The organism is Leeuwenhoekiella sp. A2, assembly GCF_047946655.1.
Classification (GTDB): domain Bacteria; phylum Bacteroidota; class Bacteroidia; order Flavobacteriales; family Flavobacteriaceae; genus Leeuwenhoekiella.
Genome location: NZ_CP172311.1, coordinates 2,785,562 through 2,801,100, shown reverse-complemented (window position 1 = coordinate 2,801,100; position 15,539 = coordinate 2,785,562). Strand labels below are relative to the sequence as shown.

The following is a 15,539-nucleotide window of genomic DNA, read 5'->3' as shown; positions in this document are numbered from 1 at the left end:
CTTATTTACCATTGTTGGGTGTAGAATCCGGATCAACCTTAGAGCTTCGGATTATTTCTGCGAAATTTGTTATTTCCCCGCAGCCCGGTTCAACGTCTGCTGCTATCCTCAGTGTTAAACTCGTGCCTTTGATTAGCACTGTGTTTTTTAAATCCCATACGCCCGTTGCAGAATCGTAAGACGTACCTCTGGGTATTCTTGAATTGATAGAATTGAATGCCAAGCCCTGTGGCAGCATATCTCTTGCCTGTATTTGGCCTGTGGCACTTGGGCCCACATTTTTAATCGTCACAGAGAAGAAAATTAAATCACCTACCGTAGGATTAGCATTATCTACACTTTTAACCAACTCCAGATCTGATAAACAAGTAGCATAAGAATTTGCATCTGTTACCGCAGGTAAAGTACCCGGATAAGAAGCACTACTTACACTACCATCAGGATCCTGAAACACAGGAGAAGTACCGTAGCGCATATCATCCATACCAGAAACATTACCATCTGCGCTTCCGTTCTGGTAAGCTTCATTGGCATCACTACAGCCATCATCATCACTATCAAGATCTAGATAATCGTAAAGTCCGTCACCATCTGTATCTGGCACAGGTAGTGCTTCACCTACAATTCCCGCGCAGGGATCTGTATATGAATAGCTAAGAGCATCAATCCCCGGATCGGAATTTGTACTCCCGTTTTTCGATATTTTGATGTATTTAGCGTTTTTTGATAGTAAATAGCTACTATTTACAGGTGCAGTAGAATTAGCGCTGAAACTCTGTGAATTGAAAAAGTCTGAACCGTTGATGCTTTGTTCTACTCTAATTGTGTTACCACCACTTACATCAACAAACTCATTATATCTAATTACAATATTGGTTCCGGCAGGAATTACTCCGTCCATCTCGAGAACCATAAAGTCATTTGCGTTATTTAATCTGGCATAAGAATTATTAAATGCACCTATTGCATTAGCCGGATTAGTTACATCAGAATTAGAATATATTGAAGTGGCAAAACCAGTGATCGTTGCAGAACCAATACAATATGGATCATAAACATCACTTAGACCATTGTCATTCTTATCATTATAATCATCACCAATACCATTGTTATCATTATCAACACCACCTGCTTCAATAATGTCATAAATTCCATCATTATCAGAATCAAGATCATAATGATTCAATACACCATCCCCATCAGAATCACACAGAGGAACAAGTTGTATATCATCAATCGCAAGGTCATTACCACAACCTCCTGGAGCATTGTTAATAAGAACAATATCTATAGACGAATCTGTTGGTGCAGTTCTAAAGGTAAATACAAACTGATTCCAGTTAGCAGGATCTGAAAAAGGAATCTCTCCGGTAGAAGTAGTACCTAAAACTCCAGACTGATCTTCTACCTGAAATTTCACATCAGCGAGTATCATACTTGGTCCGCAAATATCATCGATAGTTTTTTGAGTATTTACAACTACGAGCCACGCCGAGAATTTGTAATATGTATTAGGCTCAACAGGCACAGAAACCCTATAAAATTCACCAGGATCATAACTTGCATTTACAACCATCATATACCCATTAGTATCACCAGGTGTATGATCTGTCATATCCTGCCAATCGGTTTTACCGGCATAAGGTGTATTTGCTATTGTGTATTGCCCATCGTTTATACCAACATTAGATCTATAAGAATAAGTTGTAGTTCCTGCTGGTAAAGCAGGACCATAATTATTACCAGAACCAAAAGTCTCAGAAAATAGATTTGCTGTTGTATCACAATCTTCAAGCTCTTTATCATTGGGAATACCATCCCCGTCAATATCGAGATCTACATCATTGTAAACCCCATCACCATCTGTATCTATAGTAGATTCAGGGTAAGAACATGTACCAGGAGGTGTTATTGCAATATTTTCCATCACACATGAACCAGAAGCATCTGTAACGGTAATGTACATCGTATTATCAATAATAGGATACGGCCCAAATACTGTACGAGTGCCATAAGGAATATTATTTCTCACCACATCTCCAGAGACAGAATAAGTTTCACTTAAGTTTTCACCCTTCGGATTTAACGAAAAGTAAAAAGTATCATCAGAAGAAGTACCTGTAGTCCCGTTATTACTACATTCTATATTCGATAAAGAAACATCTGTAATTGAACACGAAATAAAACTCCCATCAAGAAGTGGACAACTAACTCCTGAGGAAACCGGCGGAGCAGCACATTTTCCGTTCTTTTCGCAGCTATAAGCAACACCTGCTAAATAGGTTAAACTATTAGCATTTGTACCAAATATATCTGTGTTTTTTGACTTACCGTTTATGTTTGTATTCTCAAAAGTTAGATTAGGACCTACAGTCCCGCTATTAACGGCACCCGTTTCACCTACTTTAAAATAACCTAAAAAGCCAGCTTCGGCCGGACCTTCAAAATTACCATTGTTCTGAAATTTGCCGATTAATGTAAAAACTCCCTGATTATAAATACTACTGCCATTTCCGCCAAGATTAATACCAATGACATTTACTTCACCATAGTTTTCAAAACGCGCAGTATTACTGCCAAAGTCAATACTTCCTGCCAAAGAGTTAAATATTCCCGTATTTACTACAAGACCTCCCTGTAGGTTAAAAGATGTTCCTGTTTCTATATAACCACAGTTAACGTAGCTACTTTTACTATTCCCATTAAAACTTTGCCCAATATGCAGGTCACCTGTATTTCTTATCTGTGTTGTTGTATTTTCCAGATTAAGATTACTACCTATATTAAAAAATCCAGAATTCTCAATAACGTTTGTTGAAGAGGATCCCTGAAAGGTTACCACACTTGCTGTGATCTGGCCGTAGTTTGTAATATTGTTAGATCCGTTTCCACTAAATTTAATATTGTTAAGTCCATCACCAGAAGACACCATCCCATTTTCATTAACGAGAAGAGACAGGTTTGCCTTAAAATCAGGTGGTGTAGTTTTAAATTGCAAAGTACCATCAACTTCTATCTCAAAGTCATTACCGGCTATAGTGGAAATATCATCTATCATAAGACGAAAATCGGGCCCTACATATAATTTACTATTCTTGCCTACAATTAATCTGCCTATTGTAAAGTTATCCTGATAACCCAGGGTGTTATAACACAGCACACCACCATCTGGAATAGTCATTACAGGAATGTAATATGTCTCTAAGGTTGGTCCAGAAATAGTACAGGATCCAGACTGGCCATAAGAAGCAACTGCACAAAATAGAAGTAATGCTATTAAAGCACCTTTTACCTTAGCCAAAGATTTTATTATAAATAAGTTCATCATTCTGCAATTTGAAGCTGCCGCGAAACTACTTGTTTCTGAAATGTTAGATCTTTCCATTATTGAAGAGCTAAAAAATATCCTTTTAACGTATAATTACTATACTTCATCGCGTATTGATAGATACGCGGAAGGAATATGAGATGTTTAATTTTTGAAAATGAATTCTCTGCGACTTTATTACGAGAAATAAATACTGAAGAAAGGTGTCTAGACACAGCGATAACTCTAAACTCCTTACAGAACATTAATACGCTCAATAAGAAATCTGTTAATTGAAATCTAAACGGAATGTCGCTAAATTGTCGAGTAATAGTTTTTGCCATCCTTTACAGTAATATTTTTCCAATAATTAAATCGGTAATAATATTTAAGTATAGAATGCAAAAAAAACGTCAAGTTCTCTTTAAGCAAAGTTTTTGCCGGAAAGTAAAAATCCCATAATATACCTAAATAACTCTATGAGATTATTGAATCAAACAAACAAAATGATCGAGATGATCATGTTGAGTTTTTGACATAGAGTCACTTAAGTTGGGCGAAGTAAAAGTACTGTAAAGCATAAGTTGGGGTGTTATACGTTTATTATTATTAGACAAACGTAATAAAATAATCGATTAAATACATAAAATTTTGATAAAATTTTTAAAATTAACAAGTTATAAACGTTAGCACTACGACAAAAGGCTTAAAAAGCCGTTATAATTGCATCCAATTTGATATTTAAAAACCTGAGTTATAATGTATATTTGCAGCTTCAAAAAATAAGCTTGATGAGCCTTAAAAAAGAGATTAACCGCAGACGTACTTTTGGAATTATTTCTCACCCGGATGCCGGTAAAACTACACTAACTGAGAAGCTCCTTCTCTTTGGTGGAGCTATACAAGAAGCCGGTGCTGTAAAGTCTAATAAGATTAAAAAAGGCGCTACAAGTGACTTTATGGAAATTGAAAGACAGCGAGGTATTTCTGTAGCAACATCTGTTTTAGCCTTTGATTATCAAGGTATTAAAATAAATATTCTAGATACGCCAGGGCACAAGGATTTTGCTGAAGATACCTTTAGAACCCTTACAGCTGTAGACAGTGTTATAGTAGTAATTGACGTGGCAAAAGGTGTAGAAGAGCAAACTGAAAAACTTGTTGAAGTTTGTAGGATGCGTAAAATTCCCATGCTTGTTTTTGTCAATAAAATGGATCGAGAAGGTAAAGATGCGTTTGAACTTCTTGACGAAATTGAGCAAAAATTAAACCTGACCGTTACACCTTTGAGTTTCCCAATTGGTATGGGATATGATTTTAAAGGTATTTACAATATATGGGAAAAAAATATCAACCTCTTTAGTGGCGATAGTAGAAAAAATATTGAAGAAACTATAGAAATTAAAGATCTAGCTGATGAGAAATTAGACAACCTCATAGGAAATCAGTCTGCTGATACACTTAGAGAAGAGTTAGAATTAATAGAGGGTGTATATCCTGATTTTGACCGTGAGGCGTATTTAAAAGCAGAACAACAACCAGTCTTTTTTGGTTCAGCATTGAACAATTTTGGGGTACGAGAATTACTTGATTGCTTTGTAGAAATAGCTCCCCCACCCCGCCCTAAACAGAGTGAAGAGCGCATTATTAACCCTGATGAAAAAGAATTTAGTGGCTTCGTTTTTAAGATACATGCCAATATGGATCCTAAACACAGAGACCGCCTGGCTTTTGTCAAGATTGTTTCGGGCGTATTTGAGCGTAATACTCCTTATCTTCATGTGAGAAATGGTAAAAAACTTAAATTCTCTAGTCCCAATGCATTTTTCGCAGAGCGAAAAGAAATAGTAGACATATCTTATCCCGGTGATATTGTAGGCTTACATGATACCGGAAACTTTAAAATAGGTGATACACTTACAGAAGGAGAAATAATTCATTACAAAGGTATACCTGCCTTTTCCCCAGAGCATTTTAGGTATATCAACAATGCAGATCCCATGAAATCTAAACAATTAGAGAAGGGCATTGATCAATTAATGGATGAAGGTGTTGCCCAGTTATTTACTCTCGAACTTAATGGAAGAAAAGTTATAGGAACTGTAGGAGCTTTACAATATGAAGTTATACAATACCGTCTTGAGCATGAATACGGGGCGAAATGTACGTACGAACCCTTAAATGTACATAAAGCTTGCTGGGTTGAACCTAAAAATGCGAAAAGTGAGGAGTTTAAGGAGTTTTTACGCGTAAAACAGCGATTTATGGCTAAAGATAAGCGAGGCCAACTCGTATTTCTTGCAGATTCACCATTTACGCTGCAAATGACTCAGCAAAAATATCCTAATGTAATTATGCACTTTGTATCAGAATATAAGTAAAACCTCATTAAATCGTCCTAAAATCGACTTGTGAGGCTAAAAATCGTTTATTTTGAAGCTGATTTTTCAATATAGGATATAAAAAAACCTCGAGATTAAATCTCGAGGTTTTTTATTTTATGCTTGTCCCGTAGGCCCAAAATTGAGCGGTATAGGTTGCTTTTCATAGTCTTTAATTTCGCCATGAGCTTTTTCAAAACGCTTTATATTTTCTTGCAAAGCCTTTGACAAGCGTTTGGCATGCTGAGGAGTTAATATAATGCGAGACTTAACCTTACTTTTAGGCGTTCCCGGCATTATATTTATAAAATCTACAACAAATTCAGAAACAGAATGATTTATGATCGCCAGGTTAGAATACTGCCCCTGAGCGACCTCTTCATCAAGTTCTATATTTATTTGGGCATTATTAGGTTTATTATCCTCTGCCATTTCTAAAATATCTATAAAATAAAAACACCGACCCCTATAAATGAGTCGGTGCTAATATTATTTATTAATTAAAATTAACCTCTTCGCGAGCTGCATTTAATTCTTCCAGTTCTTCTTTACTGCCTACGATAATGTTTTCATAAGCGCGTAAACCAGTACCAGCAGGAATTCTATGCCCTACTATAACATTTTCCTTTAAACCTTCTAAGTCATCAATTTTACCACTTACAGCAGCTTCATTAAGTACTTTAGTAGTTTCCTGGAACGATGCTGCAGAGATAAATGATTTAGTCTGTAGCGAAGCACGTGTTATACCTTGCAATACTGGCGTAGCAGTAGCAGGAACAACATCTCTTGCTGTAACCAGATTCTTATCTTCTCTACGCAGGATTGAATTCTCATCACGCAGATCACGTGGTGAAATAATCTGTCCTGGTTTTAAAGTTGCAGAATCCCCAGCTTCTTCAACCACTTTCATTCCGAATATCTCATCATTTTCTGTGATGAAATCATCTTTATGTACAAGTTGGTTTTCTAAGAAGATAGTATCACCCGGATCGTTAATTCTTACTTTACGCATCATTTGACGTACAACAACTTCAAAGTGCTTATCATTAATTTTCACACCCTGCAGTCTATATACTTCCTGCACTTCGTTAACAAGATACTGTTGTACTGCAGAAGGACCTTTTATAGAAAGGATATCTTCCGGAGTTACAGAACCATCAGAAAGTGGCATACCTGCACGCACAAAGTCATTTTCCTGAACAAGGATCTGGTTAGAAAGTTTAACTAGATATTTCTTAACCTCACCAAGTTTAGACTCAACGATTATCTCACGGTTACCACGCTTTATTTTACCAAAAGAAACCACACCATCAATCTCACTTACTACAGCAGGATTAGAAGGATTACGAGCTTCAAATAATTCAGTCACACGAGGAAGACCACCGGTAATATCACCCGCTTTTGCTGATTTACGAGGGATTTTTACTAAAATCTTACCGATTTTAATTTTATCCTCATTATCAACGATCAAGTGGGCACCTACAGGTAGGTTGTATGAACGAATGATCTCACCTTTCTTACCTAAAATATGTAAGGTTGGTATCATACGTTTGTTACGAGATTCTGATATAACTTTCTCCTGGAAACCTGTTTGTTCATCGGTTTCTACCTGATAAGTAAGACCTTGCTCAATATTTTCATATTTAATCTTACCTGCAAATTCAGAGATAATTACACCGTTATATGGATCCCATTGGCAAACAACATCTCCCTTACTTAATACCTCACCTTCTCTTTTAAAGAGTTGTGAACCGTAAGGAATATTATTTGTACTTAACAGAATACCAGTTTTAGCATCTACGATACGAGCTTCAGAAGTACGAGAGATTACAATTTGGGCAGGGTTACCTTCGTTGTCTTCTCCTTCTACTGTCTTAAGATCTTCTATTTCTAGTCTACCGCCAAATTTGGCAATTACTTTATTTTCTTCAGAAATGTTACCTGCAATACCACCTACGTGGAAAGTACGCAATGTAAGCTGTGTTCCCGGCTCACCAATTGACTGAGCAGCAACTACACCTACAGCTTCACCTCTTTGTACCATTTTATTGGTAGCAAGGTTACGACCATAACATTTGGCACAGATACCTTTTTTAGCCTCACAGGTTAAAGGTGATCTTACTTCTACAGATTCTATAGGAGCTTCAGTAATAAGACGTCCTAATTCTTCAGTGATCTCTTCACCAGCTCTAACAATAACTTCACTGTTAAGCGGATTAACAACATCATTTAAAGAAATACGACCAATAATACGTGCTTCTAATGTTTCAACGATCTCCTCATTTTTCTTTAAAGCAGAAACTTCAACACCTCTTAAAGTATCACAGTCTTCACTGTTTACAATAACATCTTGCGATACATCAACAAGACGACGTGTTAAGTAACCCGCATCTGCCGTTTTTAAAGCGGTATCTGCAAGACCTTTACGTGCACCGTGAGTAGAGATAAAGTATTCAAGAATTGAAAGACCTTCCTTAAAGTTAGAAAGAATCGGGTTTTCAATAATTGCCCCACCACCGTCATTTGATTTTTTAGGCTTAGCCATCAAACCACGCATACCTGTTAACTGGCGAATTTGTTCTTTAGAACCCCTTGCACCAGAGTCAAGCATCATATACACTGAGTTAAAACCTTGTTGATCTTCACGAATATTCTTCATTGCTAACTCTGTAAGAGTAGCATTGGTTGAAGTCCATACATCAATCACCTGATTGTAACGTTCTGTATTTGTTATAAGACCCATGTTATAGCTAGACATAATACCATCAACTTGAGTATTTGCCTCTTCTATCATAGTCTGCTTTTCTTCAGGAATAATAATATCACCTAAAGAGAAAGAAAGACCCCCACGGAATGCAAAATTGTATCCCAGAGTTTTAATATCATCTAAGAATTCTGCAGTACGAGGTACGCTAGTCATTTTTAATATACCCGCAATTACATCACGTAAAGACTTTTTAGTCAATACTTCATTGATATAACCAGCTTCTTCTGGTACAGCCTCATTAAATAATACACGACCTACAGTAGAGTCTATGATTTTTGTAACAAGTTGTCCTTCTTCATTAAAGTCTTTGGTACGTATTTTAATACTGGCATTAATCTCTACAATCTTCTGGTTGTAAGCAATTACAACTTCTTCAGGGCTATAGAAAGTTATACCCTCACCTCTTACTTTATAATCTGCAGTAGACTTACGCTCCTTAGTCATATAATAAAGACCAAGTACCATATCCTGAGAAGGTACAGTAATAGGAGCACCGTTAGCAGGGTTTAGTATGTTGTTAGATGCAAGCATCAATAACTGACATTCAAGAATAGCTTCAGGACCAAGAGGCAAGTGTACTGCCATTTGATCACCATCAAAATCGGCGTTGAATGCCGTACAAACTAATGGGTGAAGTTGTATCGCTTTACCTTCAATAAGTTTAGGCTGAAATGCCTGTATACCCAATCTGTGAAGCGTAGGAGCACGGTTAAGAAGTACTGGATGTCCTTTAAGAACATTTTCCAGAATATCCCAAACCACGGGCTCTTTTTTATCTATAATCTTTTTAGCAGATTTAACCGTTTTTACGATACCTCTTTCAATTAATTTTCTAATTACAAAAGGCTTGTAAAGCTCAGCTGCCATATCCTTCGGAAGCCCACACTCGTAGAGTTTTAATTCTGGTCCTACAACAATTACAGAACGAGCTGAATAATCTACACGCTTACCAAGTAAGTTTTGACGAAAACGACCTTGCTTACCTTTTAATGAATCTGAAAGAGACTTTAAAGGTCTGTTAGAATCTGTTTTAACAGCAGATGACTTACGCGTATTATCGAATAATGAATCTACTGCTTCCTGAAGCATACGTTTTTCATTACGTAAGATAACTTCTGGTGCTTTAATTTCCATTAAACGTTTAAGGCGGTTATTACGAATAATAACACGGCGATAAAGATCATTTAAATCTGAAGTTGCGAAACGACCTCCATCTAATGGCACTAATGGTCGTAATTCTGGTGGAATTACAGGAACCACTTTCATGATCATCCACTCAGGAAGGTTCTCGCGATTTTTATTAGCATCACGTAAAGCCTCAACAACCTGAAGACGTTTTAAAGCTTCAGTTTTACGTTGCTTAGAAGTTTCGTTATTTGCTTTGTGTCTTAGATCGTAAGAAAGTTCATTAAGATTAATTCTTCTTAATAATTCAATCAAACATTCAGCTCCCATTTTAGCAATAAACTTATTGGGATCACTGTCATCTAAATACATGTTTTCCTGCGGAAGCGTGTCAAGTACATTTAAATACTCCTCTTCTGTAAGGAAATCCATTTTTTGAAGATCTTCTCCTTCTTCATTTTTGGCGATACCGGCTTGTATAACTACGTAACGCTCATAATAAATGATCATATCCAATTTCTTGGAAGGAAGACCTAGTAAATAGCCTATTTTATTTGGTAAACTTCTAAAATACCAGATATGCGCAACAGGAACAACAAGATTGATGTGCCCAACGCGATCTCTACGTACTTTCTTTTCAGTTACCTCTACCCCACAACGATCACAAACGATCCCTTTGTAACGTATTCTTTTGTACTTACCACAAGCACACTCATAATCCTTCACAGGACCAAAAATACGCTCGCAAAACAAACCATCACGTTCAGGTTTGTGTGTACGATAATTTATAGTTTCAGGCTTCAACACCTCACCACGCGATTCAGCCAAAATCGCTTCAGGAGACGCAAGACCAATAGAGATCTTATTAAATCTCGTTACTGTTGCATTCTTATCATTATTTCTTGCCATAATACCTTATGTCGAAAATTAATCGTTTTAACATCATTGATACCTTATAAAGCTACGTTTCCGAAAAAACGTAGCCTAATTTGTATCTATTCCTCCAGACGAATGTCTAGTCCTAGTCCTTTAAGCTCGTGCATCAATACATTGAATGATTCTGGCAAGCCTGGTTCTGGCATAGGTTCTCCTTTTACAATGCTCTCATACGTCTTAGCTCTACCAATAACATCATCAGATTTTACCGTCAGTATCTCTCTAAGAGTAGCAGAAGCACCATAAGCTTCAAGTGCCCAAACTTCCATCTCACCAAAACGCTGACCACCAAACTGTGCTTTACCACCTAAAGGTTGCTGAGTAATCAATGAGTATGGCCCTATAGAACGCGCGTGCATCTTATCGTCTACCATGTGCCCCAGTTTAAGCATGTAAATCACACCTACAGTTGCAGGTTGATCAAAACGCTCTCCGGTTCCACCATCAAAAAGATAAGTATGACCAAATCTTGGAATTCCGGCAGAATCTGTCAATTCATTAATTTGATCAAGAGTAGCCCCGTCAAAAATTGGCGTTGCATATTTTTGACCTAATTTTTGACCAGCCCATCCAAGAACCGTTTCATAGATCTGACCAATGTTCATACGTGATGGTACCCCAAGTGGGTTAAGCACGATATCAACAGGAGTTCCATCTTCAAGGAAAGGCATATCTTCCTGACGAACAATACGAGCAACAATACCTTTGTTACCGTGACGACCCGCCATTTTATCACCTACTTTTAATTTACGTTTCTTAGCAACATAAACTTTAGCCAGTTTAATAATACCAGCAGGAAGCTCATCCCCTACAGAAATAGTAAATTTCTCACGTCTTAAGTTACCCTGAAGATCATTTTCCTTAATACGGTAGTTGTGTAACAGATCTGCTATCATTTCATTAGTAACAGTATCTGTAGTCCACGTTCCTTGTGTAAGGTGTGTGTAATCTTCTATAGAGTTAAGCATTTTAAGAGTAAACTTTTTACCTTTTGGTAAAATCTCTTCTCCTAGATCATTCTTAACACCCTGAGCTGTCTTGCCATTTACAAGTTGGAACAACTTATCAACAAGAACATTCTTAAGATCGTCAAATTTCACATCGTAATCGGCTTCAAGAGCAGAAATATCTTCCTTATCCTTTGCACGCTTACGCTTATCTTTAATCGCTCTCGCGAATAACTTTTTATCAATAACCACACCACGAAGTGATGGAGAAGCTTTTAAAGATGCATCTTTAACATCTCCCGCTTTATCACCAAAGATCGCGCGTAATAATTTCTCTTCTGGTGTAGGATCAGATTCACCTTTAGGAGTTATCTTACCAATAAGAATGTCTCCAGGTTTAACCTCTGCACCAATACGAATCATTCCGTTCTCATCAAGATCACGAGTTGCTTCTTCAGAAACGTTAGGGATATCATTAGTTAATTCTTCATTACCTAATTTAGTATCTCTAACATCTAATGAATACTCATCAACATGAATAGATGTGAATATATCATCACGTACTACTTTTTCTGAAATTACAATCGCATCCTCAAAGTTATATCCCTTCCAAGGCATGAAAGCTACTTTCATGTTTCTACCAAGAGCAAGCTCTCCTTTTTCAGTTGCATAACCCTGACAAAGTACCTGACCTTTCTTAACACGATCACCTTTGCTAACAATAGGCTTAAGGTTGATAGAAGTACTCTGGTTAGTTTTACGGAATTTAATAAGCTTGTAATTCTTAGAATCACTTTCAAAACTTACTAAACGCTCTTCATCTGTTCTGTCATACTTAATAGTAATCTCGTTGGCATCAACGTACTCAACAACACCATCACCCTCAGCATTTATCAATACTCTTGAATCTGAAGCTACCTGACGCTCAAGACCTGTACCTACGATAGGTGAGTCTGCGCGTAAAAGTGGTACTGCCTGACGCATCATGTTAGATCCCATCAAAGCACGGTTTGCATCATCATGTTCCAAGAACGGAATTAAAGATGCAGATATAGAAGCGATCTGGTTAGGAGATACATCGGCGTAATGAACAGTATTTGGTTCAACAACCGGGAAGTCACCTTCCATACGTGCAATTACACGTTCTGGTTCAATCGTACCATTATCATCCATCGGGTTGTTTGCCTGAGCAATTAACATACCCTCTTCTTCCTCTGCACTTAAATATTGAGGTTCTGTCTTAAGATCAATAGAACCATCTACAACTTTACGGTACGGAGTTTCAATAAAGCCCATACCATTTACTTTAGCATAAACAGCTAAAGAAGATATAAGACCAATGTTAGGTCCTTCCGGAGTTTCTATAGGACAAAGACGACCATAATGTGTATAATGCACATCACGCACCTCAAACCCTGCTCTTTCTCTTGATAAACCACCAGGCCCTAATGCAGAAAGACGACGCTTATGCGTGATCTCTGCTAACGGATTGGTTTGATCCATAAACTGAGAAAGCTGGTTTGTACCAAAGAATGAATTGATAACAGACGATAAAGTTTTCGCATTGATCAAATCAATAGGCGTAAACACCTCGTTATCTCTTACATTCATTCGCTCACGAATAGTACGAGCCATACGAGCAAGACCAACACCAAACTGAGAAGATAATTGCTCACCTACCGTACGCACACGACGGTTAGAAAGGTGATCAATATCATCAATCTCTGCTTTTGAATTGATAAGCTCGATTAAATATTTTACAATAGTTATGATATCTTCTTTGGTAAGCACTTGCTTATCCATACCAATATCAAGACCAAGTTTCTTGTTCATTCTATAACGACCAACTTCACCTAAATTATAGCGTTGATCACTAAAGAATAATTTATCTATAATACCACGAGCAGTTTCCTCATCTGGCGGTTCAGCATTACGTAATTGACGATAGATGTGCTCTACTGCTTCTTTTTCAGAGTTAGTAGGATCCTTTTGTAAAGTATTGTGAATAATAGCATAATCTGCATGCAGATTATCCTCTTTATGTAAAAGAATAGTTTTTGCACCAGAATCTAAGATCTCATCAACGTGTTCCTTCTCTAAAATCGTATCACGATCTAGAACGATCTCATTACGCTCAATAGAAACAACCTCACCAGTATCTTCATCTACAAAATCTTCATGCCATGTATTTAAAACACGTGCAGCTAACTTTCGTCCTAAATATTTTTTTAATCCTGTTTTAGAAACTTTTATTTCCTCTGCTAGGTCAAAAATTTCTAATATATCCTTATCACGCTCAAAACCAATCGCGCGGAAAAGAGTAGTTACAGGTAACTTTTTCTTTCTGTCGATATAAGCATACATTACGCTGTTTATATCGGTTGCAAATTCTATCCATGAACCTTTAAAAGGTATTACACGGGCAGAATATAATTTTGTGCCGTTAGCGTGAAAAGATTGACCAAAGAAAACACCAGGAGAACGGTGTAACTGAGATACAACAACACGTTCTGCACCATTGATGCAGAATGTTCCGCTAGGCGTCATATAAGGTATAGTACCTAAATATACATCCTGAACGATCGTTTCAAAATCTTCATGCTCATCATCAGTACAGTATAGTTTCAAACGTGCCTTTAAAGGTACACTATAAGTAAGGCCACGCTCGATACATTCTTGGATAGAGTATCTTGGCGGATCAACAAAGTAATCTAAAAATTCTAGTACAAAATTGTTACGGGTATCCGTAATTGGGAAGTTCTCTAGAAATGTGTTGTAAAGTCCTTCTTTTCCTCTTTCTTCAGACTTGGTTTCCAACTGGAAAAAATCCTGGAAGGATTTGATCTGTATATCCAAAAAGTCAGGGTATTCAGGCCTGTTCTTTACCGATGAGAAATTCAGTCTTTCAGCTTGTTTTGCTTGCATCTTCAACGAACGGAATTTAATTAAAGTAAAATTATTAACCCTATATGGGTTTCGAAGCTAAATTTTAACTCCTAAGGCATTCAATTTATTGTCCTAATTATGATGTAATCACCATATACGACAAATGGTTTAGGCCCATCCCGCATTATTGGGAAGACCTAAACCTTTGTATTTATATATTGTGAGCTTACTTAAGCTCAACCTCAGCACCAGCTTCTTCTAGTTGAGATTTAATTGCTTCAGCTTCATCTTTAGCAATACCTTCTTTAATAGGACTTGGTGCGTTATCAACTAATTCTTTAGCATCTTTAAGACCAGCTCCGGTAAGTTCTTTAACAAGTTTTACAACCGCTAATTTAGAAGCACCAGCTGCTTTAAGGATTACATCAAATTCAGTTTGCTCTTCAGCGGCATCATCACCACCACCAGCAGGACCAGCAACAGCTACTGCAGCAGCAGCAGGCTCGATACCATACTCATCTTTTAAAATAGTAGCTAACTCATTAACTTCTTTTACTGTTAAGTTAACTAACTGTTCTGCGAATTCTTTTAAATCTGCCATTTTCTATCGTTTTAAAAAAAATTATTCTAATTATATATGTTAAAAAGTGCGTACTTGATTAACCTTCTCTTTCCGAAAGGGTTTTGATAATACCAGCAATTGTTCCGCCTCCAGATTTAAGAGCGCTAACAACGTTCTTAGCTGGTGACTGTAGAAGACCTACGATATCGCCTATCAATTCTTCTCTTGACTTGATATTAACCAGAGACTCTAATTGATCATCACCAACGTAGATAGCCTCTTCTATGAATGCTCCCTTAAGAAAAGGTTTGTCAGATTTCTTACGAAATTCTTTAATAACCTTTGCTGGTGCATTTCCAACTTCAGAAAGCATGATAGAAGTATTACCTTTCAATACTTCAGGTAATTCTCCAAAATCTTTTTCTGATGTTTCCATCGCTTTTGCAAGCAATGTATTCTTAACCACTGCAAGTTGTATACCAGCTTTAAAACAAGCTCTTCTTAAACGTGAAGTAGCATCTGCATTCAAACCAGAAATATCTGTTAAGTAGATATTAGTACTTTCAGCCAACTGCGCAGTCAAATCTTCAATTACCTGTGATTTTTCTTCTCTTGTCATAATATACTA

8 protein-coding genes are annotated in these 15,539 nt (G+C 37.0%); 1 reads left to right on the top strand and 7 read right to left on the bottom strand.

Going from position 1 to position 15,539, the window contains the following annotated elements:
* Position 1: 1 nt before the first annotated feature.
* Together ACH3PA_RS12330 and ACH3PA_RS12325 are read right to left on the bottom strand one after the other, a co-directional pair.
* Entirely contained in the window at positions 2-3,385 is a 3,384-nt protein-coding gene (locus ACH3PA_RS12330) for a DUF11 domain-containing protein (protein ID WP_416443779.1), read from the bottom strand.
* Positions 3,385-3,651 carry a hypothetical protein gene (locus tag ACH3PA_RS12325; protein WP_416443781.1) on the bottom strand — a complete coding sequence of 89 codons (267 nt, stop codon included), beginning with the start codon at positions 3,649-3,651 and terminating at the stop codon, positions 3,385-3,387. Before ACH3PA_RS12325 ends, ACH3PA_RS12330 begins: the two co-directional genes overlap by 1 nt.
* A 447-nt stretch (positions 3,652-4,098) precedes the next feature.
* Between ACH3PA_RS12325 and ACH3PA_RS12320 the strand changes: the two genes are divergently transcribed.
* Positions 4,099-5,688 carry a peptide chain release factor 3 gene (locus tag ACH3PA_RS12320; protein ID WP_416443783.1) on the top strand — a complete coding sequence of 530 codons (1,590 nt, stop codon included), beginning with the start codon at positions 4,099-4,101 and terminating at the stop codon, positions 5,686-5,688.
* Between the two features lie 117 nt (positions 5,689-5,805).
* Here the strand turns inward: ACH3PA_RS12320 and ACH3PA_RS12315 are convergent, their stop codons facing one another.
* The 5 genes from ACH3PA_RS12315 to rplJ all read right to left on the bottom strand — a co-directional run bounded on the left by ACH3PA_RS12315 (position 5,806) and on the right by rplJ (position 15,530).
* Entirely contained in the window at positions 5,806-6,120 is a 315-nt protein-coding gene (locus ACH3PA_RS12315) for a DUF3467 domain-containing protein (protein ID WP_416443785.1), read from the bottom strand.
* A 64-nt stretch (positions 6,121-6,184) separates the two neighbouring features.
* Positions 6,185-10,489, bottom strand: a complete 4,305-nt coding sequence (gene rpoC / locus ACH3PA_RS12310; protein WP_416443787.1) for a DNA-directed RNA polymerase subunit beta' — start codon at positions 10,487-10,489, stop codon at positions 6,185-6,187.
* An 86-nt stretch (positions 10,490-10,575) separates the two neighbouring features.
* Positions 10,576-14,388 carry a DNA-directed RNA polymerase subunit beta gene (gene rpoB / locus ACH3PA_RS12305; RefSeq protein ID WP_416443789.1) on the bottom strand — a complete coding sequence of 1,271 codons (3,813 nt, stop codon included), beginning with the start codon at positions 14,386-14,388 and terminating at the stop codon, positions 10,576-10,578.
* Between the two features lie 187 nt (positions 14,389-14,575).
* Positions 14,576-14,950, bottom strand: coding sequence for a 50S ribosomal protein L7/L12 (rplL, locus tag ACH3PA_RS12300; RefSeq protein WP_416448207.1), 375 nt, complete (start codon positions 14,948-14,950; stop codon positions 14,576-14,578).
* Between the two features lie 58 nt (positions 14,951-15,008).
* Positions 15,009-15,530 (bottom strand): 50S ribosomal protein L10, encoded by a 522-nt coding sequence (gene rplJ, locus ACH3PA_RS12295; RefSeq protein ID WP_416443793.1) that lies wholly within the window; start codon positions 15,528-15,530, stop codon positions 15,009-15,011.
* Between the last annotated feature and the right edge of the window lie 9 nt (positions 15,531-15,539).